Raw genomic sequence first — 26232 nt, forward strand, 5'->3', positions numbered from 1 at the left:
TCAAAAGAGGTTTTATTATGTTGAAATTTATGAAAATTGTGGCTCTTGTTGCAACTGTTGCTGCGTTAAGTGCATGTAGCAAAAATGAGGCATCAGAGCAAAAGAAATCGGAAGCACCGATGGAGCAGATGAGTAAAGAGTCATCTACAGTTGCAACAGCTCAAGCTGTTGGTGTGATTACTGCTATTGATACGAAAGAAAATATTCTAACACTCGACCATGAAGCAATTCCTGCAATTAAATGGCCTGCAATGACCATGGGCTTTAAAGTTGCAGATCCAGCATTATTGAATGGTTTAACTGTAGGGGAAAAGGTTGACTTCGAATTAAAAATAGAGGGTGAGAGTCAGATTATTGTTGCTGTGAAAAAAAGCTCATAATCAGTTTGATACTTAAAAGAAAAATGGATGCGAAGGCATCCATTTTTCTTTATGAAATATTCTTATTTTGATTAAAGTCTACTAATAAGCTGATATGTAATGAAGGCAAAGAAATACGCAAGCCCAAATAAGTAAGTCGCCATAATAACAGGCTGTTTCCAGCTACCAGTTTCACGACGAATGGTCGCTAATGTTGCAAGACAATGTGGTGCGAAAATGTACCAAACTAATAATGACATCCCTGTAGCTAGCCCCCAACCATCAGGACCAGAGATTTGACTCAACAATGTTTGAGTTACAGTATCTTCATCTCCAGACATAGCATAAATTACACCTAAAGCAGCAATGACAACTTCCCTTGCAGCCATAGCAGGAATTAATGCGATACAGATTTCCCAAGTAAAGCCAATAGGTGCAAATATAGGCTGAATAATGTGTCCAAGTTGTCCAGCTAAACTATAGTTGATAGCAGGCATCGTGGCATGCTCAGGTGGTTGAGGGAACGTAACCAACACCCAAAGCAATATAGATAATGCTACGATAATACCACCAACTCTTTTTAGAAAGATCGTAGCTCGATCATAAAGTCCTAATGCAACGTTTCGAATATCTGGCAATCGATAAGTAGGCAACTCAAAGATAAAAATACTTTCTGTTTTATCTTTTCTAACTAGTTTCAAAAATAAAGAAACACCTAATGCTGAAACAATTCCAGCCATATATAGTCCAAAAAGAACTAAACCTTGTAGGCTCAACCAACCATAAACTAATTTGTTTGGAATGAATGCCGCAATTAGCAAAGCATAAACAGGTAATCTTGCAGAACAAGTCATTAATGGCGCAATCATAATGGTTGCTAAACGATCTCTTTCCGAACTAATGCTTCGTGTTGCCATGACACCAGGAATAGCACAGGCAAAACTAGATAATAGTGGAATAAAGGAACGTCCACTTAAACCAGCTTTGGACATTAATTTATCCAAAAGGAATGCTGCTCGTGGCAAATAACCTGATTCTTCTAAAATTAAAATAAAGAAGAATAAGATAAGGATCTGCGGCATATAAGCCAAAACACTACCCGATCCAGCGATTACCCCATCAACAATAAGACTTCTAAGTAATGGATGAGTAATAAGCGGGCCAATTGTATCTCCTAACCAAGCAATTGCATTTTCAATTAATGAGATAAAAGGTTGTGCCCAGATAAAAACGGCTTGGAACATGACAAACATGGTAAGCGTTAGGATGGCTAAACCAAGTACAGGATGTAAGAAAATTTTATCCAAGAAAGCTGTTCTTGCATCACCGTTATCATTTTTTAAAATTACCTGTTTAGTAATATTTTTAATCTGATCAAAATGATTCAGATCAGAATGATAAGGAGTGACAAATAGATTTTTTTGATCTAATTGATTTAGTAGTTCTTGCACGCCTTTAGTTTTAACGGCAACAGCCTCAATAACAGGGATACCCAACAATTCTGATAGCTTATTAATATCTATCGAAATACCACGCTTTTTGACCTCATCCATCATATTTAAAACAAGAAGCATTGGTCGATTCAATGCCCTAATTTCAAGCACAAGACTTAAATGTAAATGTAAATTAGTGGCATCAACCACACATACATATATATCAGGTAGAACCTCACCCTCAAGCTCACCTAAGCATACAGCCCTTGTTACCTCTTCATCTAGACTCGTAGGCTTTAAGCTGTATGTGCCGGGCAAATCTAAAACTCGAACTGATTCACCAGAAGGTAGTTTAAAGAAACCTTCTTTCCGCTCAACAGTAACACCAGCATAATTAGCTACTTTTTGACGAGTGCCTGTTAAAGTATTAAAGAGAGATGTTTTCCCACAATTTGGGTTACCAATAAGTGCAATATTTTTACTGTTCATTTGAAACAATCTCTACAAAAATTCGTTCAGCTTCATTCTTTCTTAACGCAAATCGAGAAGTTTCAATTTGAACCAATACTGGATCACCACCGAAAAGTCCCTTAGCTAGAACTTGTAAAGTTTCACCAATTCTGAAACCTAACAATTCAAGTCGTTCTAGAACTGGATCATTTTTATCTAAATATTGGTTACCTTTTTTTAGGTCAACAATTTTGACAAATTCGTTTGGTTTAACTTGGAATAAATTCATTTTTAATACTCTTATTTCAATGCCAAAATTTTTCGAGCACCGTTAAGTACGAAAAGTGAAACAATTATTCCTATAACAAGATCTGGATATGCGGAACCTGTCAAAGCCACAAGGAAGCCAGCAATAATTACACCTAGATTCACAATCACATCATTAGCGGAGAAAATCCAACTTGCTTTCATATGTGCTCCACCATCTTTATGTCCAGAAATTAGATAAAGACAGGCAACATTCGCAATTAGTGCAAAAAAGCCGATTACAATCATTAATAAAGATTCAGGCTCACTACCTAATATAAAACGTCTAATTACATCGACAATTACAGTTATTGCGAGAAATAATTGAATCCAACCCGCAAAATGCGCGGCTTTAACTTGATACTTTGCAGCTTTACCTACAGCATAAAGTGCAATCCCATAAACAGCAGCATCTGCAAACATATCAAGAGAGTCTGCGATTAACCCTGTAGATGCAGCAATTAGGCCACTAATAAATTCAATAACGAAAAGTGCAGCATTAATCGCTAAAAGAATTTTTAAAACTTTTGCTTGTTCAGACGTATCTGCTTTTTCAGGCATTTCACCCACAGAGGTGGCGGTACTTTCAAGTTTGGCTCCAAAACCAAGTGCTTCAAGTTTGCTAGTAATTTCATTAAGACCATCATTATGAAAAACTTTCAATTTCCGATTAGGTAAATCAAATGTTAGTCCTTTGACCTCATTCACTGGAGACAATGCCATACGAACCATTTGCTCCTCAGCAGAGCAATCCATTTTCGGAATCAGAAACGTACTGATTTCATTTGCATGCTCTTTATTTACATAGGCTTCAGTTTTATTTAATTTTGCTCCAAACCCAAGAGCTTCAAGTTTTGCAGTGATTTCATTACTTTCACCATTATGCATAACTTTTAGGTTTCGATTCGGCAAATCAAAAACTAGCCTCTTAACATTTACCAAAGAAGATAAAGTCATCCGAACCATTTGTTCCTCTGCGGAACAATCCATTTTAGGGATTTTATAGTCACTGATGAAAGTCGCTACATCCTCATTATCACTAACTGTCTCAGGTGAACTTATCGAATCTGGGGTGCAACATGAGTTTGACTGCGTAGAGCATGGCTGAGTACTAGAACAAGGATCTTTTTCATCTGGCTTAGATTGTTGTGGTACTTCATTACCACAACAAGAACTTTTACTTTCTTCAGCAGTTAAATCTTTACTGTTACCAGAATTTGTTTCTGATTCATTTTGATTTTGCTTAGTGTCTTCACAAGAACTTTCTTTATTACAACCGCAACCACTCATTGATGTGCCCATAGTCATATCTTTACTTATTGCATATTAAAATCTCTATAGCTACTATAGAGTCAAGTTGGATTTTGAGTATTTCTAATGTTTATGAAGATAGGAGAGCTCTCTGAAAAAACGTCGTGCTCAGTACTGACAATACGGTTTTATGAAAAAGAAGGTTTAATCCCGCAACCTGATCGAACTCAAGGTAACTATAGACTATATACTGAAGATTACATTGATCGGTTGAAATTCATTGTGAATTGTCGTTCTTTGAATATGAACTTAACTGAAATCAAAAAATTACTAAATTATAAGGATCTGCCTAATCTAAATTGTTCTGATGTGAATGAGCTTATCGATTCACATATTAACGATGTTGAGGAAAATATTCGGAATCAGCAGAAACTCATACAGCAGCTATTAGAAATAAGAAAGACTTGTGATGGGTTATGTACAGTGGACAAATGTGGTGTATTGAAGAAGTTAGCCTGAATAAAAAGTTAGTGATCACATTTGTTTCTCAAACTTACTGATACGTATATTAGCTTATTTAATATTATTGCTAAATTATTAATCTAAAATGAATTGTTTACAGCAGTTTTTCAAATTTAACTAGCTTATTTAATGGATTGTATTTTGCAGACCATCATATATGAAGTTGCATATATATGATAATTCGTATATAAAGATATTAATATATTAAAGGTCCCAGTTTCATGACAACTTCATTAGATGTAAAGATTTATCACAATCCTGCTTGTGGCACCTCTCGGAATACTTTGGCTTTGATTCGCAATACAGGAATTGAACCAACCGTTATTGAATATCTCATTACACCACCTAGTCATGACGAATTAGTTAAATTGATTCAGGATGCAAACTTAACAGTAAGAGAGGCTATTCGTCAGAATGTAGATCCTTATCGGGATTTACAGCTTGATCGTAGTGATTTGAGTGATGAACAACTACTCAGTTTTATGCTTGAACATCCTATTTTGATTAATCGACCATTTGTTGTTACTGAATTAGGTACTCGCTTAAGTCGTCCTTCAGAAGCTGTCTTAGATATTCTGCCATTACCACAAAAAGGTGCTTTCACTAAAGAAGATGGTGAACAAGTGATCGACGAAAATGGTCAGAGAGTAAATTAAAAAATTTAGTTCTTGTATGTGATTATCTGCATATCCAAATTTATAGGTAGCAAAGATGGATCAAGTTAATTTTTTTAAATGCTTATCAGATGAAACCCGTCTCAATATTGTCACTTTAATTGCTGAGAATAAAGAACTCTGTGTTTGTGATCTGACAGAAAAGCTACAACTGAGTCAACCAAAGATTTCTAGGCATTTAGCTTTATTACGCTCTTCTGGTCTCTTACAAGACAGACGACAAAGCCAATGGGTGTACTACAGCATTAATCAACAACTTCCAGCATGGTGTTTTGAAATTCTAGATACTTTAAAAAAAACATCATCTAGTCAAGTTGTAAGCAATACCAACACGCTTTCTATAAATAGTTATTGTGAGTAATAGATTATGAAATTCCTTTTTTTGTGTACTGGAAATAGTTGTCGTAGCATTTTGTCTGAAGTGCTTTTTAACAGTCGTGCTCCTCATGACTGGAAAGCATACAGTGCAGGAAGTAAGCCATCAGGACAGGTGCATCCATTGACTATTGAAACTTTGGAAAACCTTGGTCTTTCAACAGAAGGTTTATGGAGTAAAACAATTGATGACTGTGAGCAATATAAACCTGAAGTAGTGATTACTGTGTGTGATTCAGCAGCTCAAGAAGCTTGTCCTCTTTATTTAGGGGGAGCGATCAAGGCACATTGGGGCTTGGCTGATCCATCACATTTAGACTTGCCTAAAGAGGAAAAATTAAAAGCTTTCCTAGTGACAGTAGACCATATCAACCGTCGTTTAGATGCTTTATTTGCACTTGATACAGCAAATATGTCTCGTCCTGAATTAATTGCTGCAATCAATCACATATCAGATATTGAATGAGAAAATCATGGCTCAACAAAGACTGTCATTTTTAGATCGTAACCTTACGCTATGGATTTTCATTGCGATGGGGGTGGGGATTGCGATAGGTGTCTTCTTACCTCAAGCTTCTGTTACTTTAGACAAAATGAGTGTGGATTCTGTCAATATTCCAATTGCGATTGGTTTGATTCTGATGATGTATCCACCGTTAGCCAAAGTGGACTATGCAGCTCTACCACAAGTATTTAAAGACAAAAGAACATTAACTTTGTCTTTAGTACAGAACTGGATTATTGCTCCTGTATTAATGTTTGCATTAGCAATTATTTTTTTGCATAGCTATCCAGAGTATATGACTGGACTAATCCTGATCGGATTAGCTCGTTGTATTGCAATGGTTTTAGTTTGGAATGGTTTAGCCTGCGGCGATAACCAATATGTAGCAGCATTGGTTGCATTCAATAGTATCTTTCAGATTTTGTTCTTTAGTACTTATGCTTGGTTATTTCTTACCTTCTTACCACCTTATTTTGGTATTGCTGGGCAAGTAATCAATGTGGATTTTTGGACGATTACCCACGCGGTATTGATTTACTTGGGTATTCCTTTTTTTCTTGGTTTCTTGACCCGTTTGATCTTAGTCAACGCCAAAGGCTTAGAGTGGTACCAAAATGTCTTTTTACCGAAGATCAGTCCATTAAGTCTATTGGCATTACTGTTTACTATTGTTGCTATGTTTAGTCTCAAAGGTGGAGATGTAGTGAGTCTGCCTTTGGATGTAATTCGAATTGCGATTCCATTAACAATTTACTTTATCGTAATGTTCTTCATTAGTTTCTTTATGAGTAAGTGGATGGGTAATGACTACCCAAAAACTACAGCAATTTCATTTACTGCTGCGGGTAATAATTTTGAGTTAGCACTGGCTGTAGCCATTGCAACCTTTGGTTTAGCATCGCCTGTGGCATTTACTACAGTCATTGGGCCATTAGTTGAAGTACCAGTTTTGATTGCTTTGGTCAGTGTCTCTTTATGGCTAAGAAAAAAGTATTTTGAATCGGTGTAAATCTATGAATCTCCCAAATGTTGATATGAATCTTCTTGATCGACCTACTTTAGAGAAAGTTCAAGCTAAAGCACTGGATCATGCACCACGCATCTTATTGTTGTATGGCTCGAATCGTGAACGTTCTTATAGTCGTTTAGCGGTGATGGAAGCAGGACGAATCTTGGAGGAGTTTGGTGCTGAGGTGAAAATTTTTCATCCGAAAGGATTGCCTTTGCCAGAAGATGCCGATACTGAACATCCAAAAGTAAAAGAATTGCATGAACTTTTGGCTTGGTCAGAGGGTATGGTTTGGTGTTCACCTGAGCGTCATGGTTCTATGAGTTCTATTTTTAAATCCCAAATCGACTGGATTCCTTTGGCTGGTGGTGCAATACGTGCGACGCAAGGTAAAACTTTAGCACTTATGCAAGTTAGTGGTGGTTCACAATCTTTTAATAGCGTTAACCAGATGCGTATTTTGGGGCGCTGGATGCGGATGATTACAATCCCGAATCAATCTTCAATTCCTAAAGCCTTTTTAGAGTTTGAAGAAGATGGACGTATGAAAGCATCTTCTTATTACGATCGTATAGTAGATGTGATGGAAGAACTCTATAAGTTTACATTACTTACGCGTGGACAAAGCCTGTATCTAACTGATCGATATTCTGAGCGTAAAGAATCTGCTGAAGAATTATCTAAACGTGTTAACCAGCGTAGTCTGTAATACATTGGAGAGAACTAAATGCAAAGTAGACATTCACGTCTGATAATTCTCGGTTCTGGCCCTGCGGGCTATAGTGCAGCAGTATATGCAGCGCGTGCAAACCTTAAACCTACTTTAATTGCAGGTTTACAGCTTGGCGGCCAACTTACAACAACAACCGAAGTTGACAACTGGCCGGGCGATCCTGAAGGTTTAACAGGTCCTGCATTAATGGATCGTATGCAAGCACATGCTGAACGCTTTGGTACAGAACTCGTCTATGACCATATTAACGAAGTGGACTTAAATGTACGTCCTTTCGTTCTTAAAGGTGATATGGAAGAATACACATGTGATGCTTTGATTATTGCAACTGGTGCTACAGCTCAATATCTTGGCCTAGAGTCTGAACAAAACTTTATGGGACAAGGCGTAAGCGCATGTGCAACATGTGATGGTTTCTTCTACAAAAACCAAAAAGTAATGGTTGTAGGTGGTGGTAACACTGCTGTTGAAGAAGCACTTTATTTATCAAATATTGCTTCACATGTAACGCTAGTACACCGCCGTGATAGCTTACGTTCTGAAAAGATTTTGCAAGATCATTTATTTGTCAAAGAAAAAGAAGGCAAAATCAGCATTATCTGGAATCACGAAGTTGAAGAAGTATTGGGTGACAATACTGGTGTAACAAGTGTTCGCCTTAAATCAACTCAAGATGAATCTAAGCAAGACGTAGAGGTTCATGGTCTATTCGTTGCAATTGGCCACAAACCAAATACTGGTATGTTTGATGGTCAATTAAACTTACGTGATGGCTATATCCAAGTACAAAGCGGTACTTCTGGTAATGCAACAGCAACCTCTGTAGCTGGTGTTTTTGCTGCTGGTGACGTCGCTGACAGCATTTATCGCCAAGCGATTACTTCTGCTGGATCAGGCTGTATGGCTGCTCTAGATGCTGAAAAATATCTAGATCAATTGAACGATTAAAAAGCTAATTCAATCACTTGAAAATTTTAAGAAATAAGCCCAGTCTGTTTAACAGATTGGGCTTTTGATTTTGTTTATGACAATAAAGAAGGGGGGAGCGATACTTTGTCTCAATTACAAGCTGAAGTAGATGTAGTCATTATTGGTGGTGGACAAGCAGCTCTTGCTACAGCTTATTTTTTAAAACGTAAGAAAATTCCATTTGTGATTTTAGATGACCAAAATCAGGCAGGTGGTGCATGGTTACATGCTTGGGAGTCTTTACGTCTTTTTTCTCCAAATACTTGGAGTTCGTTGTCGGGCTGGATGATGCCAAAAACTGAACAAACTTATCCAACGCGGAATGAGGTGATTCAATACTTATCTGCATACGAACAACGCTATCAATTTCCTGTCATTCGACCTATACATGTTGATCATATTGAGAAAAAAAATGACTGCTTAGATGTATATGCGGGTGATAAATATTGGCGAGCAAAGGCGGTTGTCAGTGCTACAGGTACATGGAGTCAGCCTTATATTCCACATTACGAAGGATTAGAAAGATTTAAAGGAATACAAACCCATTCAGCACATTATGTTAATCCAGAACCTTTTATTAATAAAAAGGTTCTAGTGATAGGAGGAGGTAACTCTGGTGCTCAAATTCTTGCTGAAGTCTCAGAAGTTGCAGACACTATTTGGATCACAGTAACTCCTCCTCAATTTTTATCGGATGATGTTGATGGGCGTGTTTTATTCCTTCGAGCAACAGAACGTTTGAAGGCACAACAGGAGGGACGAATAGTTGATCAACCCATTGGTGGTCTAGGGGATATTGTCATGATTGACAGTGTCAAAGATGCACGTGAACGTGGGGTATTACATAGCAGAGAACCCTTTAAAGCATTTAAAGAACATTCGGTTGTTTGGGAGGATGGTTCAACACAATTGGTCGATGCTGTGATTTGGTGTACAGGTTTCAAAGCTTCCCTAAATCACTTAAGGAGTCTTGGAGTGATAGAACCTAATCAGACTGTTGCTGTCAATGATGGACGTTCAATAAAAATAAACAATCTTTGGCTAGTTGGTTATGGTGAATGGACAGGCATGGCATCGGCAACATTAATCGGGGTTTCTAGAACAGCCAAAGCAGTAGTCGATGAAATAGCTGTTTACTTAGCTATAGATTAAAAATTCTTAAATAAAGGATGGCTGAGGCTATAGAAGGTTTATATATTTTTATATCAAACACTTATGTTTTTTTGGTGGTATTGGTTCTAATTTAGTAAGTGATCAATAACTGGAAAATTTTAACTAGACTCTAGTTGCTTAATATAATTCCCAATAAAACTAGTCTACTGTTTATATACTCTTTCATGAGAAAGGAGGTATCTGAGTACTATAAAAGTTATTATTACTCAGATACCGACAGATTTAATTGAGCTAATTACACTGTAAGCAGAACCAATTACAGAGATGAAATCATGAAGTCTATAGATGAAATAAAAGCTCAAGAGGTATGTGTAGCTATTCTATTAGATAAAAAAGCTACTAATACGCAAGCCAAGATACTTCCTAGTGAAAATATAATCATTGATAGGTTACTTGAGCGTAAAGTTGAGTTACAACATGCTTATAGTGAGTTGTATTCAAAACTAGGGAAATATCATCAAGCCCTCACAAATTTTTTAGATTTGTTAGTAGGAATTACTTCAATGCATAGTCCAGAGGAAGTAATAAAGTCTAGGGCTGCTCAGAAAAAATTGAATGAGATTAATCAGCAAATTTCTATTAAAGCTCATGAATTAGCAGCTCTCCTAGAAACTAGATCCGAGTTAATAAATACTTCTGGCTTTATGACAGATACCCATTATCACATTGGTAATGTAATTCGTGAAGCATCTCAGAATAATCCGTATTTTAGAACATCTTTGCTAGATAAATTAAAGCAACTCCAAGGTCAGTTTGATCTTAAATATTGGCCTCGGTTAGATGATGTAATGAAAGTTATCGCTGAAGATGCAAGAATGGCCGTACCTATTGCTATTGATTCTATTACTGAAGTGGCAACAATAGGTGAGAGAGCTTCCTTAGTTGATTATTTTAGAGCTTTATTTGAAGCTATTGAATGTAATCGTCAGAAAGAATATGGTTTCTTACCTAATGACTTTAAGTTAACAGATAATACAATTGCTACCTTAGCGAATTGCGCCTTAGCTTTAGAGCCAAAAGAAATGATTGATGGCCTATATGTGAAAAATTTTAGAAGTCGTGAACGCAAACGCATAGGTAGTGACTCTTAATTTTAAATATGTGGACAAGTCTGGATTTGTCCACATACATAAAACAATCTATAGACTACCTATCCCTATAACAGAAAGTATTTTTACTGTTATTTATTATTTAAGATCATTAGAGGTTAGTCAGACTGTAATTCTGTTAGAAAGACCGTGACTAAATTAGGTTTTGAATGAAGGAATTATGGGCAGCTTATGTCAATTCAATATCTAACATATCAAACTTTAAATATTGATTTATTTAATTAAATTTATTCTTTTATTTCAAAAAAATCTAACAAAGACCATATCACTGATAAATATTTAAGCAATTAAAGTAGTTCTCAATAATTAGTTTATGATAATTACCAAAATGGGAATTGAGTTGTATTTTGAAATGGTGTAATTTATTCCCAAATTGGGAATATTTTTAAATGAAGCTTTTAGGTCTTGAAAAAATAACAGTGATTGAGTGTGAGTTTGCTAAAAAATGGCTCATAAGTTGGATCTCTGAAATACGTGATGCTCATTGGCGGGGCGCGGAAGATATTCTGAAACAATTTCCAAAAGTATCTATTTTGGAAAATCAATGTTTCGAATTTTCGATACATAACTCTAAATGGGTTATTTGTCTACAAATCGCGTTTTCTCAAAGAATAGCGATTATTAAAGCTGTAAACATTAAAGGTGCTAACAATGGAATTTAAAGTTATTCGTACAAGAGAGCAGTATCAAGCTTATCTTGACGAAGTGCATTCTTTAATTATGCTAAATCCGGCTATAGGAAGTCCTGAGAGTGATCGGTTGGAATTATTATCGGTTTTAATAGAAGATTATGAAACTAAACAATATCCGATAGAGGCGCCTGATCCTATTGATGCAATTCTATTTAGGATGCATGAGAAAGGGTTAAAACAAGCTGATTTGGCCCCATATTTTGGTACTACTAGTAGAGTTTCTGAAGTTCTTAATCGAAAAAGAGCTTTAACCGTAGATATGATCCGAGCATTATCTGTAGGGTTGGGACTGTCGGTAGAGACATTAATTGGTTTATCAAATTCAAAGAATACATTAGATAAAAATAATATTGATTGGTCTAAATTTCCTGTTAAAGAGATGAAAAATAGGGGGTGGTTAAAAACATTTCTTGCTGATACGGCAGCATCAACTGAGAGTATTATCCAAAAATATATTGCTCAATCAGGGTTACAAATCGGCTCAGCTTCTTTTAAACGAAAGTTGTCTGGTGATGCCCAAACACCTAATACGATGTATGCACTGTATGCGTGGCTAGCTAGAGTCATTCTCCAAGCTAGAGATAAGAAAGATAGTCTAGGAAAATATGACCCTAATTTAATAAATAGTAATTTTTTAAGAGAGTTAGCTCAATTAAGCTGGTTTGAGCATGGGCCAATATTAGCAATTGAATACTTAGAAAAACATGGAATTGCTGTAGTCATTGAGCCTCATCTTAAAGGTACGCATCTTGATGGAGCGGCATTGAAGGACAGTGACGGCACTCCTATTATTGGGCTAAGTTTACGATATGACCGATTGGATAATTTTTGGTTTACGTTACTACATGAATGCGCACATATTTGGAAGCATGTTGATGAAACAGAAGCATTTCTCGATGATTTAGATTCATCAAGTATGGAGGATCGGAGGGAGGCTGAAGCAAATCGATTGGCAAGAGAGGCATTTATACCAAGAGGAGTTTTGAGACGTACAGAGGCATTTATCTCACCAAGTAAAGAATCTATTGAAAAGTTGGCTAAAGAGTTGAGAGTTCATCCAGCAATCATTGCAGGGCGTATTCGAAAAGAGTTGGGAAATTACACCTTATTTTCAGACTTGGTTGGTCAATATCAGGTCAAGGCATTATTAACCAATTCTCATTTATTAAGTGTTGAGGAGTAGAGATGATGAAAATTCCAGAATATGTCCCAATCATGAAAGCGAAGCAAGGTGAATTTGATGCGATAAAACCTATTAGGTCTGAGCAGTTAGAATATCAAATACAGCCAACTTTCCACCCTTTATTTGAAATGCCTAATATTTATAAAGAAGGGGTTTCAAGACTTGTTGATATTAATAGCCGTTGCGAGAAAATAGGGAAATTATGGAGTGGAAATATTGCTTTAGTGGATGGTTATTTTTGGAAACCATCTGAAGCTTTATTGGAGAATGGTGAGCATTTCCTAACCTATACGTATAACAAATTGTTTGCATTAGGAGTAAAGGTAGTTCCTGTAATTGGTTATGACCGTTGGTTTGATCAAATGAGCAGTCTTTATCATCAAACAATGAAAAATTTAAATTATCCAGAGGCTCCTTATTTTTGTATTAGATTAGATGGTGAGGCAATGTATGATATTGATGAACCTGATTTTTTCAAAGAACAACTAGAATCAATTATTTCTGATTTAAAATTAGCAGAAAATAATTGTTCTATATTATTAGATTTTGGGGATGTAAGTGTCAATCGTATAACAATTGAACAGATGCTAAGCAAGTCTAGAGACTTTTTAGAAGTATTAACTGAATATGATTTTAAATACATTTCTATCAGTGGAGCTTCATATCCTTCAAGCGTTGCAGAAGCCATTGAAGATCATGATACGGATGGTCCAGTACTTCGAAAAGAAATGGTTGTATGGCAGACTTTAAGAAACATGTTCCCTAATGTTAAATTGAAGTTTGCAGATCATGGAGCAAGACATCCAGCTCCAGAAAAGCAGATTATTAATCAACATACGAATGGAAAAATTATCTACACTATAGATAAAAATTACTATGTCGTAAGAGGCCATCCATTTTCTAGAGATGGTGGAAGTCATGGGCATAGAAAGCAGCTAGCAATGAGATTAATTAATTCTATCTATTATGAAGATGTAAGCTTTAGTTGGGGAGACAATAAAATCTTTGAATGTGCGCACGGTATTAATAATTTTATAGGAAATCCTACGCAATGGGTTGCAATTGATACGAGCCACCACATTCGGTATGTCTTAGAGGAAATAGGATCTTTTGAGCTAGCTTATCAAAAATAGATCAAATAAAAATCCAGCCATTCATAAATGGGCTGGATTTTTAAATTATTTTTCAGTAATTAAATTTTTACACTAAATTTACACCATAAATTTTATTTTTGTTTCTAAGTTTTTAATAATAAATGATATTTTATTTTAGTTGATCCTATCCATCATAGGGGCTACTGAAATACGAGGTGGTAACGATTGAAGTGATTGCATAACCGATAGACCCAAAAGTCGCTAAATTAAAGAAAGGGCAGCATTATACGGGGTTTAGCTCTGAATCGACAGTGGCATTTAACTGCGTAATTTATAACCGCCCTTATATTAAATATAGAAAGATGATTTTTAACAAATTACCTTTAGCTAAACCATTTGCTTTTTTGTAAGAAAGCATCAAATAAATTTAGTATTTAATTTAAGACAAAGTCACTGTTAAGCTGTTCAGGCCATTTAAATTGAATGTGATTAAAACTGTTATGAACTCAGCCATTTATATAAGTAACTATAATTTTTTATATAAATTTATATACTCTATAACTAATTTCAAGCCTTTAGAAGTTTGTTCATAAATTAATTAACATATATAGTTTAATTGTTTTTACCTTAAAAATTAATTATTTATTAAAAAAATGTAAAGTAATGATCACTATGCGAAGCATAATTTTTAGTATTTGTGTAATATAAAGACCGTTATGTATACTTTTTTAATTTAGATTTAAGAATTAAATGATTGAGATCGAATTACAGCGTGGGAAATTATATTTACAACCTGATAAAAATAGCTGTTGGCAATGGCAGGATTTGTTGGGCTTTGCTGAACGGGTAAACCCAAAGCGGGCCTTTCTTTTTGTTTCTAAAGTACTAGGTCGGCATATTCCAGTCAGTCCTGATGTAATGCGTCATGCTTTTACTGATTTGGCTGAGCTGGTTCCAGATGACTTGCCTGAACCCATTATTGTGATTGGGATGGCTGAAACAGCAGTTGGTTTAGGGGCGGGAGTACATCAAGTTTTACAAAAGCGCTATCCCAATGCAATTTATGTAACGACGACACGCCATCCAGTTAAAGATGTGCCTTTGCTGGCCCGTTTTCTGGAAGAGCATAGCCATGCGCAGGATCAATTATTGTATGGATCACCTGATGCAGATATCCAAAAGAAGATTTTGGCCAGTAAAAGTATTGTTTTGGTAGATGATGAGGCATCTACAGGGAAAACCTTTATTAATCTTGTGTCAGCTCTTCGGGCCGCTGGTTTAGATCAGCTCTCACATATTGTTACGGCGACGCTTGCAGACTGGTCATCAGGAATTCATATTGCGGGATTAAATTGTCAATGTATTGCTTTGATGAAGGGTAAATGGAAATGGCAAGATGCAGAAAATTCTCCTCCTATTACTATGCCAAAAGTCGACACTGTGGCATTTGGAGAATTTAATACCTTACCGGAACCTACTTGGGGGCGTGTACCGGTTTATGATACCTCTGCCTATATTCGTTTAAAAACTAAACCCGCAGAGCGAATTTTAGTTTTAGGAAGTGGTGAATATGTTTGGTCTTCTTTTTTATTGGCAGAAGATTTGCAAAGACAAGGTGCTGAAGTGAAATTTAGTGCCATTACCCGCTCACCTATTGCCATAGGGCACGCGATCCAGTCTGCTTTAGCTTTTCCAGATAACTATGGATTAGGTATTCAAAATTTTGTTTACAATATCAACCCTTTAGAATATGACCGTGTCCTGATTACTGTGGAAACTTCTGCTGACTCGGTCGCAACGAGCTTATTAGAGGCAATTCCAAATGCTGAAGTCATCAGTGCAGTAGAGTTTCCACATCAAACTGTGAATTTGTATGGTGCAAATGAATAACTTTTTATCTGGTGCGCCTAATATGTTGACGCCTTTAATGCTAGTCGATCTGGATGATACTTTATTTCAGACCCATCGTCGTATCACTCCTCAAGCTGACTTTAAGATGGTGACAACGGATAAGCAAGGACAACCCCTGGCATACATGAACCCGATTCAACAGCATTTTGTACAATGGTTGCTACATAATACGCATTTAATTCCAGTAACGGCAAGAAGCGCAGAAGCATTGTCCCGTGTACATTTACCTTTTGATTACGGTGCTGTGTGTTCACATGGCGGAACAGTATTAAATGCGGATTTCAGTGTGAATCGAGAATGGCATATACAAATGCAGTGTGCACTAGCACCTTATCAAAAAAAACAGCAGATCTTAATTGAGGTGCTACAGAAGCAAGCCCTTGAGTTTGGTTCTATTCGAACTTGGGTTGTTGATGAGCAGGGCTTGGGTTTATACGTGGTGGCTAAACAAAATACAGAAAATGATAATCCTTATGCACCGAATTTCTTACCACAACTATTAAATACATTAAGTCCATCGCTTCTAGAAGATTTCTATTTTCATTTAAATGGCAATAATTTAGCGTTAATTCCAAAACCAGTCAGTAAAGCCAATGCTGCTCGTTTTTTATTGCAACGATTCGCATCTCAACAACGTCCAATTCTTGGTTTTGGCGATAGTTTATCGGATGTCGAGTTTTTGAACTTATGTCATTGGTGGGGAATGCCTAACCATAGTCAGTTAAATCGTTGGGTGACACATAATTTGACACAGCAATACAAAGAAGAAGGATATTATGGCGATTATCAGTAAAGACAGGGCAAGTGAATTAGTTTTAAAGCATGGGTTTAGTGGTAGTTATCAGAAAAAACAAGTTACTTTTCTATTAAAACGTACCTATATTGAGCCAATAGATACAATTAAAAAAGAGCGACTGATTCAATCTGGAGAAAAGCATTATTCGCAGATGATTAGTGTGGAAAGTGCACCAACAGAACGACATTTGCAATTATTTGAGCAAGCAATGCAACAAGGGCAGCAGCGCCTAGCAAAAGAAGTTCAGCAATTGGCACAGGCCTTGGTTAGTCATTTTACTGCACCAATCGTTTTAGTAAGTTTTGTGCGGGCAGGAGTACCTTTAGGTGTACTGCTTTATCATGCTATACGAGACTTGGGGTACGAATGTATACATTACGGTATTAGTATTATTCGAGATCGTGGCATCGATTTTGCCGCATTGGAAACTATTATTGCTAAACATGGACATGATTCGATTGTGTTTGTGGATGGTTGGACAGGTAAAGGTGCTATCCGTCAAGAATTACAGCGTAGTTTAAGTAATGATTCCCGTTTTAATGGGAAGCCTATACCATTAGTTGTGTTATCAGATATTGCAGGTTGTGCATGGCTGGCCGCTAGTGGAGAGGATTGGCTGATTCCATCGGGTATTTTAGGCTCTACAGTTTCTGGATTAATTTCCCGAAGTATCTGTGAGGGTGAGGTCTTGAGTGCCAAAGAGCTTAACGCTAATAATATCGATCAATGGCATAGTTGTATTGAGTATCCTCATTTAAAAGAATTTGATACGTCTCAGCAATTTATTGAGCAAATCAACCAGCTCCGAAGGTCATTAAAATCCCAAAGTAATGCTGTCTGGACAGAAGCATATCAACAAGTGCAGCAAACCCAAAGCCAGCATGTAATACGAGAACTGGCAAAAAAATATAATATTCAAAATATTAACCGTATAAAACCAAGTATTGCTGAAGCAACCCGAGCTATTTTAAGACGTGTACCTGAACTGGTTTTACTGCGTGATGCAGATGATCCAGATACTGCTTTACTACGCCATTTGACTTGTATCACAAAAACACCTGTGCAAATTGTAGGTGATCAAATCGCTCCCTATAAAGCGATCACATTAATTCAAAATTTGGGAAAAGGTTAGCTTCATGTTGTCTGCATTATCTCTAGGAGCAACTTTATATATGCCAGCTACTCGTCCAGATTTGTGGCAAGTGGTAAATGGTGAAAAATATCCTGAGCTCCGCTCTTTAGTAATTTGTTTAGAAGATGCAGTTGCTGGGCATGAAATTGAATTTGCCAAGAAAAATCTCAAATTATTATTACAGCAAATTCAACAGCGGCAACATAGGGCACAACATCCTAAGATTTTCATTCGCCCTCGTCATATCATGATGGCTGCTGAGTTGGCGGAATGGTCAGAAATTCGTGCCTTAGATGGAATGGTATTGCCAAAGTTTGGTTTGACTAATTTTAAGCAGTGGGTGGAGGTACTTCCACCAGAACTTGCTTATATGCCTACCCTTGAGACAGCAGAGTGTTTTGATGTTGGACAAATGAAAGAGTTGAGAGAAGCCCTGCCTGAATTTCACAAAATTATTATTCTTAGAATTGGGGGGAATGACTTACTAAATTGCTTGGCCTTGCGTCGTCCAAATGATATCACCTTATATCAAACCCCAGTAGGTACATTAATTGCGAATCTAGCCGGTCAATTTTTACCTCATGGTTTTGCATTAAGTGCGCCAGTTTGTGAGCATTTTAGTCAAGTGAAATTATTGCAAGATGAGTTGTATTTAGATTTACAGCATGGCTTATCAGGCAAAACAGTGATCCATCCAGCTCAAATTTCAATTGTTCATCAAGCGTATCAGGTTAATGAAATTGAACTAAAGCAGGCCCAAGATATTTTATTAGATACAGGTAAAGCCGTATTCGCATGTCATGGAAGTATGTTGGAGCCAGCTACACATCGTCGTTGGGCAGAAAGAATTCTGGAAAGATCAAGAATATTTGGGTTAAAAATATAAAATTAAAATGGGAGAGAATTCAATGCAACAACTCATTACGGGCGCCAATCTGGTCTTAAGCTCTGCACAATTTCATTTGAAAGTTAAAACCACCTTGCCAACGAATATTGGTCTAGATGTAACCGCTTATCTATTAAACTCTCAAGGTAAAGTGCGTGGTGATGCTGATATGGTTTTTTATGGCCAAAAGCAGACACCAAATTGTAGTGTTGAGTTAATTGAAACGACCTACAAAGTGCCTTATTTAGCACAATTTAATATTAATACACAAAAGTTGGATGTTGATATTCACAAAATCGCTATGTGTGCGACGGTTGATGGTGAAGGTGTACTAAATACCATTCAGGATATTCAAATAGAATTATGGGAAAATGGGCAGCTCACTGCTACTGCAACTGTAAAGAGTGCCGAAAAAACAGAAAAGGCACTGATTTTGGCGGAAGTTTATCGCCATAAAGATCAATGGAAATTACGTTTTGTAAATCAGGGTTTTAATGGGGGCTTAAAGCCTTTATCTGAATATTTTGGTGTCGAAATTAGTGATCAACCTTCTGCACCTATACCACCTACTCCTGTAACGCAGCCGAAAATTAATTTAAGTAAAATTACTTTAGATAAACGTAATAGTCAGATTAATTTAAAAAAACAGGCACAAGGGTTTGGAGAGATCAAAATTAATCTGAATTGGAATCAGAGTTCTCAGCAGACACAACCAGGTGGTTTCTTTAAAAAGCTTCTTAATCAGAATCAGGGAATTGATCTCGATTTGGGATGCCTTTTTGAAATGCAAGATGGTACTAAATCGGTTGTTCAGGCATTAGGAAAGAGATTTGGTAGTTTTAACGATTTTCCATATATCCAGCTTTCTGCAGATGACCGTACTGGCGCATTAAAAGAGGGTGAATGGCTTCGAATTAATGGACAGAATTGGCAACAAATTCGTCGAGTGGTCTTATTTGCTTTCATTTATGAAGGTGTACCCAATTGGGCTGAGACAGATGCAGTAGTGACGATTTATGTTCCCGATCAGCCACCAATTGAGATTCGTTTGACTGAAGGACAGCCTTTAGGTATGTGCGGTATTGTTGAGTTAGTGAATCAGAGCGGTAGTATTCAAGTCCAACGCCATGTGCGTTATGTACCAGGTCATCGAGAGCTAGATCAAGCGTTTAGTTTCGGTTTACGTTGGGTTGCAGGTAGCAAATAACATTTAAATTAAAGATAAAACAGAAAGACTTACTTATATACGAATCATTGAGATTGTGAACTGTCGATTGTTAAGACGAGGAGAAAATACAAAATGGCAATTAGTTTAAATAAAGGTGGAAATTTATCCTTAAGTAAAACAGACCCTAATTTGGTCCGCGTCTTAATTGGATTAGGGTGGGATGAGCGAGCGACGGATGGGGCTGCATTTGATTTAGATGCGAGTGCCTTCTTATTAACAGCTACAGGTAAGGTCCGTGGAGATCACGATTTTATTTTTTATAATCAACTTAAATCACAGGATGGTTCGGTAGAGCATACAGGGGATAACCGTTCGGGTCAGGGCGATGGTGATGATGAAACTATATTGGTTAACCTTTCAAAAGTTGCTCCTGAAGTTGAAAAAATCGCAATTACAGTAACCATTCACGATGCTCAGACAAGAGGCCAAAACTTTGGGCAGATTGCAAATGCATTTATTCGAGTAGTAAACCAAGATACAAATGTAGAAGTCGTACGTTTCGATTTGGCCGAGGACTATTCTACCGAAACGGCCATGGTGTTCGGAGAAGTGTATCGCCATAATGGGGAATGGAAATTTAGAGCAGTCGGTCAAGGTTACGCTGGGGGATTGGCTGCAATGTGTCAACAGTATGGTATTCAGGTTGGATGAAATTATCATTTCAACAAATGAATGATGAGCACTTTTAAATTTTTAATAAAAGGAAAAAAATGAAACATTTTCGTTTCTCAATTTTTTTTACCGTGATTTGTTTAGGATTATCGGCATGGTGGGGGTTAACTCATGGACCAAATGCTGGTTTCTCTATGATGCTTAAAGCATTGTTGATTACAAGTGTATTGGCGGTAATGGAGGTCTCTTTATCTTTTGATAATGCTGTGGTGAATGCTTCAGTATTAAGAAACTGGGATGAGTTCTGGAAAAAGATTTTCCTTACAGTGGGAATTTTGGTTGCCGTATTTGGTATGCGTTTAGTCTTCCCTTTATTAATCGTTGGCGTAACTGCTGATATGGGAATGATCGAAGTTGCCAAATTGGCACTAAATGATCCCAAAGCGTATTCAGAAAAACTACTCGCCCATCATGCTGAAATTTCAGCTTTTGGTGGTATGTTCTTGCTATTGGTATTTTTAAATTTTTTATTTGATGATGGCAAAGATACGCATTGGTTCCACTGGTTAGAGGTACATCTTTCGAATTTGGCTAATATCCCGGCAATGTCAGTATTTGTATCCTTAATTGCTCTACTTGTTATGTCCGCATTTGTTCCTTTAGAACAGAAATTAATTGTGATTGTAGCTGGTATTTGGGGCATCGTGGTATACATTGGGGTTCAGGTCATTGGTCATTTGCTCGAAAGCAGTGGCGATGAATCTGATGAAGAGCAGGAATCTAGCAAGTCAGGTAATCTTGTTAAGGCCGGTATTGGCGGCTTTCTTTATTTGGAAGTTTTAGATGCCTCATTTAGTTTTGATGGTGTTATTGGTGCCTTTGCGATCACAAATGATGTTGTAATTATTATGTTGGGGTTAGCAATTGGTGCAATGTTTGTCCGTTCTATGACTATTTATTTAGTTGAAAAAGGTACTTTAGAAGCCTTTATTTATTTAGAACATGGGGCGCATTACGCAATCGGAGCTTTGGCTGCAATTATGTTGTACACTGGAACAGGTGGGCATGTTCCTGAGGTCATAACAGGCTTAATTGGAATAGCGTTCATCACATGGGCTGTATTATCTTCGATTGCTTATAATAAAAATCAGACACAAGCTTAATAAAAATTAATGGATATATCATTTATTATGATCTCCATTATTCTAATCAAATAAATAATGAGTTTAAATTTAATAAGGAGTAACTCACATGGCAATTAGTTTAACTAAAGGCGGTAACGTTAGTTTAACAAAAGAAGCACCAGGCATTACCAAAACAACTGTGGGCTTAGGCTGGAACCCACGCGTGACGGATGGAACTGCTTTTGACCTTGATGCTATTGCATTTTTAGTTAATGAAAACGGTAAGGTTCGTGCAGATAATGATTTTATTTTCTTTAATAACCTAAAATCATCTGATGGTTCAGTAGTTCACAATGGTGATAACCGTACAGGTGAGGGTGACGGTGATGATGAGACATTAAGTGTGGACTTGAGCAAGGTTCCTGCTGATGTTTCAAAAGTAATCTTTGCTGTAACGATTTATGATGGACAAGCTCGTAACCAAAACTTTGGTCAAGTTGCTAATGCTTATATTCGCGTAACTAATGATGCGGGTGGTAGTGAGATCGCACGTTATGACTTATCTGAAGACAGTAGCACGGAAACGGCTATGATCTTCGGCGAACTTTACAAACATGGCAGTGAATGGAAATTCCGTGCAATTGGTCAAGGTTTTGCTGGTGGTTTAGGGCCTTTAGCAGCCTCTTATGGTGTTTCTGTTTAAGAGACATTTGAAAGATAGTGTTTAGGCACTATCTTTCTTTTTTATATTTATAAATGATAAAAATAGGTTATTTTTTATATGTTGAACCTAGTTCGCGGACAAAAAATAAAATTAAATGATATTTTACAGGGGCAACCCTCTTTTTATATCCAAATTCAATATCAAGCAGATTTTGAACTAGATATCGCTACTTTCGGGCTTGATTCACAGTATCGTTTAAGTGATGAGCGATATATGACATTTTATAATCAACCTGAAACGCCATGTCAGGCTGTAGGTTTGCTTGAAAATAATACTGAGTCTAGCTATTTCAAAGTTGGTCTTCAAAAACTTCCTTTGAGCATTCATCATTTAGTTTTAACTGCTGCAATTGATGGTCATGCTGTCATGTCTAGTGTACAGAAAATAACTGTCAAAATAATGAATCTACAAAATCAGCTTATTGCTGAATTAGAACTCAATAGCCAGTTATTTGATCAAGAACGTGCCACTATGCTTATTGAAATCTATCGTAAAGATGGTGTGTGGCGTTTGGCTGCAATTGGACAAGGTTTTAATGAGGGGTTGGCTGCATTAATTCGCCATTTCGGAGGTGAAGTTGCAGATGAAAGCTTTGCACAGAAAGACTCTATAGTGCAACCATCAAGTGTTGATCTAAAGAAAAAACTTTCTCTGGAAAAAGCAGAAAAAACAGGGAATGCTTCAATTATTGATCTAACTAAAAAATCTCTGATTCAGCTAGAGAAAAAAAACTTGCTAGATTTAACAGCAAGAGTTGCACTCGTTCTTGATGCCTCTGGATCAATGGATTGGCAATATCGCCGTGGGGATGTGCAAAAAGTAGTTGATCGTTTGATGCCATTAGCAATCCATTTTGATGATAATGGAAGTTTTGAGTGCTGGGCATTTGCCGCAAAAACAACACAGCTCGATGATGTTGTTTTAACTAATGTTAATGATTTTATTAATACGACTCATCGAGGTTGGAAAAACTGGTCAGTTGGCGCACGGTATAATGAGGAAATACCAGCAATTGAAGCTGTGATTAATTATTTCCAAAAATTTAATGATCAAATTCCAACTTATGTTTTATTTATTTCTGATGGTGGAGTTGGAAGTCGTCGAGAAATGAAAAAAATATTATCTCAAGCTGCCAAGCTTCCCATTTTTTGGCAATTTGTTGGGATTGGCGGACGTGATTACGGGGCACTTGAAAAGTTGGATGAAATGTCAGGTCGTATTGTTGATAACTGTAATTTTTTTAGTTTAGACCGGATTGATAGCGTTTCGGATGAGCGCTTATATGAATTGTTACTGCAAGAATTTCCTGATTGGTTAAATGCGGCCAAACATCATCGAATTGTTAGAAATTAAAAAGGTCAATAAAAATGGCACATTTTAGTTTAGTAGGTTCACCAGAGCCATTCTTACATGTTGCAATGCGTCGCGGGGATCGAATTTATTGTGAAAGTAATGCAATGGTCATGATGGAAGATGGCCTTGAGTTAAAGGGAAAACTACAGGGTGGCTTAATGCAATCATTATTACGCCGTTTTGCTAATGATGAATCCTTATTTCAGCAGCATATCGAAGCTGTACGTGGAGATGGTGACTGTTTATTGTCTGCTTCACTAGATGGCGATATGCAAATTCTCGATGTAGGTGCTACTCAATATATATTGAGTGATGGTGCATTTGTTGCCGCCCATGATTCAGTCAATGTAAAAGCAAGATTAAATACTAGTCTTGGAGGGGCTTTTTTGGGGAATACAGGTGGTTTTCTTGTTATGGAAACCAGTGGTCAGGGACAAGTTGTAGTTTCTGGCTGTGGGACTTTATTTGAGTTAGAAGTAGAGCCGAATAAAGAGGTTGTTATTGATAATGGGCATGTAGTCTGTTGGGATTCACGTCTAAATTATCATTTATCTGTTTCAACTTCACAGAATAGTGGTTTCCTTGGCAATTTAGTCAATAGTGTAACGAGTGGTGAAGGCATGGTGTTGCGTTTTTCAGGTGCTGGTAAAGTCATTATTTGCTCAAGAAACCGAAATAATTTTTTACAGTGGTTGATGTCAAAGTTAAACCGTCAACAGTCTCATTAAAAAGTAAAAGTCATCGTTTTTATAGTCCTAATAGAGAGATCCATAATATGGCAATTAATTTAGAAAAAGGTCAAAAAATCAATTTGCAAAAAGCAGATGGTAGTAGTCTTCAACAAGTTTTCTTAGGTGTAGGTTGGGATGTAGTAAAAAGTAAAGGATTTTTTGGATTTGGAGGCAGTGGTAATATTGATCTTGATGCTTCGGTCATTTTATTTGATGAAAATAAAAAAATGCTTGATGTTGTCTACTTTGGGCAATTACAAAGTAAAGATGGAAGCATTCGTCATTCGGGAGACAATTTAACTGGTGAGGGAAGTGGGGATGATGAGATAATTCGTGTGAATCTTAATCAAATTCCTGCCCAAGTAAAATCTTTAGTATTTACTGTTAATAGTTTTCGCGGTCAGAGTTTTGAGAAAGTGGAAAATGCATTCTGTCGTTTGGTTGATCAATCAACTAATCAAGAAATTGCAAGTTATAAACTTTCTTCACAAGGTGCCCATACTGGCCTAATTATTGCAAAAATTTATCGCCATAATGATGTGTGGAAAATGCATGCAATTGGTGAAAACGTACATGGTCGTACCTTTCAAGATATCGTTCCTAATGTTTTACCTCATATTTAATTTTTTAGCTAATTAAGTAGTTTCTCCACCATTGTTCAAAGCAATGGTGGGTTTTATTAAAATGATTTTTAACAAATTACCTTATAGCTAAGCCATTTGCTTTTTTTGTAAGAAAGCATCAATCATGCTAAATAAAATACAAAATACAACGAGTCCAACACCTGCTAGGCAAGTCATGGTCCATCCACCACGATTCCATGCAAAAATCCCTAATGCCGAACCAGCTGCACCACCAATAAAATAAGTAGTCATATAAATAGCATTAATACGAGATTTGGCATCGGGACGTAAGCGGAAAATAATACTTTGGTTGCTGGTGTGGACAAGGGCAAGTGCCAATTGAATTAAAGCAAAACCAATAACATAAGCTGAAAGAAGAGTTTGTCCGAAATAGAAACAAATCCAGCTTACCAAAAATAGCCCGCAACCCATCCAGGTGAGTAAACGTGTGTAGCCTTGGTCGGCATATTTACCGATATAACGTGTTGATAACGCACCAAAGATACCAACTAAAGGTACCAGCCCAATAAATAGATCGGGTAAATGATGTGCCGAGGTCAGTAGTAACGCGATTGTTGAATACAAAATACTCACTGACGCAAAGGCGAATGCACCTGTAAGCGCTCTTAATAAAAGTCGCTTTTCCTGCTTTAAAAGCTGAGCCATGGAAACAAAAATTTGTCCATAGTTCAGTTTCATACGCATGACATAAGGTAGGCGGCTTTTTAAGGTATAGGCCAACAAAAGCATTAATATACCGCTTATGGCATAAACGACTTTCCAGTGGAAAAGGTTGGAAAATAAGCCAGCCAGACTGGTAGAGAGTAAAATCCCGACCAATAAGCCACTCATTAAGAAGCCAATAATCTCACCAGTTTTTTCAGGTTTAACCGTCATTGTTGCAAGAGGAATAAGCACTTGAGCTGCAACTGAAAACAAACCCGCTAAAATTGTACCGATCCAGAGCATAGGTAAGTTAACAGCAAAAGCAGAGGTAAATAGGCCAACTGCACAAAGCATCATCAAAAACGGAATAGCTTTGGCTTTATTGACGATATCCCCCATCGGAACAATAAAGAGTAAACCTAAGGCATAAGACACCTGAGCGAATGTTACTGTTAAAGCAGCTTGTGCTTGAGTTACAGCAAAATCTTGCTGAATAGAGTGAATAAGGGGTTGGCAATAGTAATTCACACCTGCACATAGGCCACATGCTGCTGCCATCAACCAAAGTAAAGGTTTATTTTGACTGATATCTTCAGGGGTAGACATGAT

General features: G+C 36.9%; 28 protein-coding genes. 24 read left to right on the plus strand and 4 right to left on the minus strand.

The features are described 5' to 3' along the window. The first annotated feature begins 17 nt into the window (after window positions 1-17). The gene (locus MKL62_RS05945) at window positions 18-380 is read left to right on the plus strand and encodes a copper-binding protein (RefSeq protein ID WP_000911303.1); all 363 of its coding nucleotides are present in this window, start codon (window positions 18-20) and stop codon (window positions 378-380) included. 71 nt (window positions 381-451) lie between these two features. Here the strand turns inward: MKL62_RS05945 and feoB are convergent, their stop codons facing one another. Genes feoB through MKL62_RS05960 form a run of 3 tightly spaced genes read right to left on the minus strand, consistent with a single transcriptional unit; the run spans window position 452 to window position 3850 of the window. Next, window positions 452-2281, minus strand: coding sequence for a ferrous iron transporter B (feoB, locus tag MKL62_RS05950; RefSeq protein WP_002061944.1), 1830 nt, complete (start codon window positions 2279-2281; stop codon window positions 452-454). After that, the gene (locus MKL62_RS05955; RefSeq protein WP_001048218.1) at window positions 2271-2531 is read right to left on the minus strand and encodes a FeoA family protein; all 261 of its coding nucleotides are present in this window, start codon (window positions 2529-2531) and stop codon (window positions 2271-2273) included. Before MKL62_RS05955 ends, feoB begins: the two co-directional genes overlap by 11 nt. Before the next feature lie 11 nt (window positions 2532-2542). After that, window positions 2543-3850, minus strand: a complete 1308-nt coding sequence (locus MKL62_RS05960; protein ID WP_000537299.1) for a cation efflux transmembrane domain-containing protein — start codon at window positions 3848-3850, stop codon at window positions 2543-2545. 75 nt (window positions 3851-3925) lie between these two features. On the opposite strand from MKL62_RS05960, the gene cadR reads away from it, so the two are divergent. From cadR to MKL62_RS06075, 23 genes are all read left to right on the plus strand, one after another. After that, window positions 3926-4318, plus strand: coding sequence for a Cd(II)/Pb(II)-responsive transcriptional regulator (gene cadR, locus MKL62_RS05965; RefSeq protein ID WP_000480876.1), 393 nt, complete (start codon window positions 3926-3928; stop codon window positions 4316-4318). Window positions 4319-4542: 224 nt separating this feature from the next. Further along, window positions 4543-4977, plus strand: a complete 435-nt coding sequence (arsC, locus tag MKL62_RS05970; RefSeq protein WP_000213576.1) for an arsenate reductase (glutaredoxin) — start codon at window positions 4543-4545, stop codon at window positions 4975-4977. 55 nt (window positions 4978-5032) lie between these two features. Beyond that, entirely contained in the window at window positions 5033-5356 is a 324-nt protein-coding gene (locus tag MKL62_RS05975; protein ID WP_000373080.1) for a metalloregulator ArsR/SmtB family transcription factor, read from the plus strand. 6 nt (window positions 5357-5362) lie between these two features. Further along, window positions 5363-5836 carry an arsenate reductase ArsC gene (locus tag MKL62_RS05980; protein WP_002125971.1) on the plus strand — a complete coding sequence of 158 codons (474 nt, stop codon included), beginning with the start codon at window positions 5363-5365 and terminating at the stop codon, window positions 5834-5836. Window positions 5837-5843: 7 nt separating this feature from the next. Beyond that, window positions 5844-6884, plus strand: coding sequence for an ACR3 family arsenite efflux transporter (gene arsB / locus MKL62_RS05985; protein WP_000068659.1), 1041 nt, complete (start codon window positions 5844-5846; stop codon window positions 6882-6884). A gap of 4 nt (window positions 6885-6888) precedes the next feature. Next, window positions 6889-7593 (plus strand): arsenical resistance protein ArsH, encoded by a 705-nt coding sequence (gene arsH, locus MKL62_RS05990; RefSeq protein WP_001052988.1) that lies wholly within the window; start codon window positions 6889-6891, stop codon window positions 7591-7593. Between the two features lie 18 nt (window positions 7594-7611). Then, window positions 7612-8565, plus strand: coding sequence for a thioredoxin-disulfide reductase (trxB, locus tag MKL62_RS05995; protein ID WP_002061937.1), 954 nt, complete (start codon window positions 7612-7614; stop codon window positions 8563-8565). Between the two features lie 105 nt (window positions 8566-8670). Then, window positions 8671-9738 (plus strand): ArsO family NAD(P)H-dependent flavin-containing monooxygenase, encoded by a 1068-nt coding sequence (locus MKL62_RS06000; protein ID WP_002061939.1) that lies wholly within the window; start codon window positions 8671-8673, stop codon window positions 9736-9738. A gap of 293 nt (window positions 9739-10031) precedes the next feature. After that, a complete protein-coding gene (locus tag MKL62_RS06005; protein ID WP_000835372.1) occupies window positions 10032-10850 on the plus strand; it encodes a hypothetical protein in 819 nt (272 codons plus the stop codon). A 407-nt stretch (window positions 10851-11257) separates the two neighbouring features. Then, window positions 11258-11530 carry a type II toxin-antitoxin system HigB family toxin gene (locus MKL62_RS06010; protein ID WP_000770669.1) on the plus strand — a complete coding sequence of 91 codons (273 nt, stop codon included), beginning with the start codon at window positions 11258-11260 and terminating at the stop codon, window positions 11528-11530. Then, window positions 11520-12743, plus strand: a complete 1224-nt coding sequence (locus MKL62_RS06015; protein ID WP_000394713.1) for an ImmA/IrrE family metallo-endopeptidase — start codon at window positions 11520-11522, stop codon at window positions 12741-12743. Before MKL62_RS06010 ends, MKL62_RS06015 begins: the two co-directional genes overlap by 11 nt. A gap of 2 nt (window positions 12744-12745) precedes the next feature. Next, window positions 12746-13876 carry a beta family protein gene (locus MKL62_RS06020; protein WP_000975797.1) on the plus strand — a complete coding sequence of 377 codons (1131 nt, stop codon included), beginning with the start codon at window positions 12746-12748 and terminating at the stop codon, window positions 13874-13876. 711 nt (window positions 13877-14587) lie between these two features. After that, window positions 14588-15727, plus strand: coding sequence for a phosphoribosyltransferase domain-containing protein (locus tag MKL62_RS06025; RefSeq protein ID WP_005129669.1), 1140 nt, complete (start codon window positions 14588-14590; stop codon window positions 15725-15727). Next, window positions 15720-16541, plus strand: coding sequence for an HAD family hydrolase (locus tag MKL62_RS06030; RefSeq protein WP_025470094.1), 822 nt, complete (start codon window positions 15720-15722; stop codon window positions 16539-16541). Before MKL62_RS06025 ends, MKL62_RS06030 begins: the two co-directional genes overlap by 8 nt. Then, on the plus strand, window positions 16525-17676 hold the full coding sequence (stiP, locus tag MKL62_RS06035; RefSeq protein WP_005129667.1) for a cysteine protease StiP: 1152 nt from the start codon (window positions 16525-16527) through the stop codon (window positions 17674-17676). The genes MKL62_RS06030 and stiP overlap by 17 nt, the downstream gene beginning before the upstream one ends. 4 nt (window positions 17677-17680) lie before the next feature. After that, the gene (locus tag MKL62_RS06040; RefSeq protein WP_030423642.1) at window positions 17681-18562 is read left to right on the plus strand and encodes an HpcH/HpaI aldolase/citrate lyase family protein; all 882 of its coding nucleotides are present in this window, start codon (window positions 17681-17683) and stop codon (window positions 18560-18562) included. 22 nt (window positions 18563-18584) lie between these two features. Continuing rightward, window positions 18585-19769: a TerD family protein gene (locus MKL62_RS06045; protein WP_005129663.1), complete on the plus strand. Its 1185-nt coding sequence runs from the start codon at window positions 18585-18587 to the stop codon at window positions 19767-19769. 93 nt (window positions 19770-19862) lie between these two features. Continuing rightward, window positions 19863-20441, plus strand: a complete 579-nt coding sequence (locus tag MKL62_RS06050) for a TerD family protein (protein WP_005129662.1) — start codon at window positions 19863-19865, stop codon at window positions 20439-20441. A 59-nt stretch (window positions 20442-20500) separates the two neighbouring features. After that, the gene (locus MKL62_RS06055; protein WP_005129661.1) at window positions 20501-21565 is read left to right on the plus strand and encodes a DUF475 domain-containing protein; all 1065 of its coding nucleotides are present in this window, start codon (window positions 20501-20503) and stop codon (window positions 21563-21565) included. A gap of 88 nt (window positions 21566-21653) precedes the next feature. After that, entirely contained in the window at window positions 21654-22229 is a 576-nt protein-coding gene (locus tag MKL62_RS06060) for a TerD family protein (RefSeq protein WP_005129659.1), read from the plus strand. 78 nt (window positions 22230-22307) lie between these two features. Then, entirely contained in the window at window positions 22308-23603 is a 1296-nt protein-coding gene (locus tag MKL62_RS06065; RefSeq protein ID WP_005129658.1) for a VWA domain-containing protein, read from the plus strand. Between the two features lie 14 nt (window positions 23604-23617). Further along, on the plus strand, window positions 23618-24331 hold the full coding sequence (locus MKL62_RS06070; protein ID WP_005129657.1) for a TIGR00266 family protein: 714 nt from the start codon (window positions 23618-23620) through the stop codon (window positions 24329-24331). 47 nt (window positions 24332-24378) lie between these two features. After that, window positions 24379-24957, plus strand: a complete 579-nt coding sequence (locus MKL62_RS06075) for a TerD family protein (RefSeq protein WP_005129655.1) — start codon at window positions 24379-24381, stop codon at window positions 24955-24957. Between the two features lie 87 nt (window positions 24958-25044). Here the strand turns inward: MKL62_RS06075 and MKL62_RS06080 are convergent, their stop codons facing one another. Then, on the minus strand, window positions 25045-26229 hold the full coding sequence (locus MKL62_RS06080; RefSeq protein ID WP_000106691.1) for an MFS transporter: 1185 nt from the start codon (window positions 26227-26229) through the stop codon (window positions 25045-25047). Window positions 26230-26232: the final 3 nt, after the last annotated feature.

Source organism: Acinetobacter sp. AOR01_HL, assembly GCF_027855455.1.
GTDB lineage: Bacteria > Pseudomonadota > Gammaproteobacteria > Pseudomonadales > Moraxellaceae > Acinetobacter > Acinetobacter baumannii.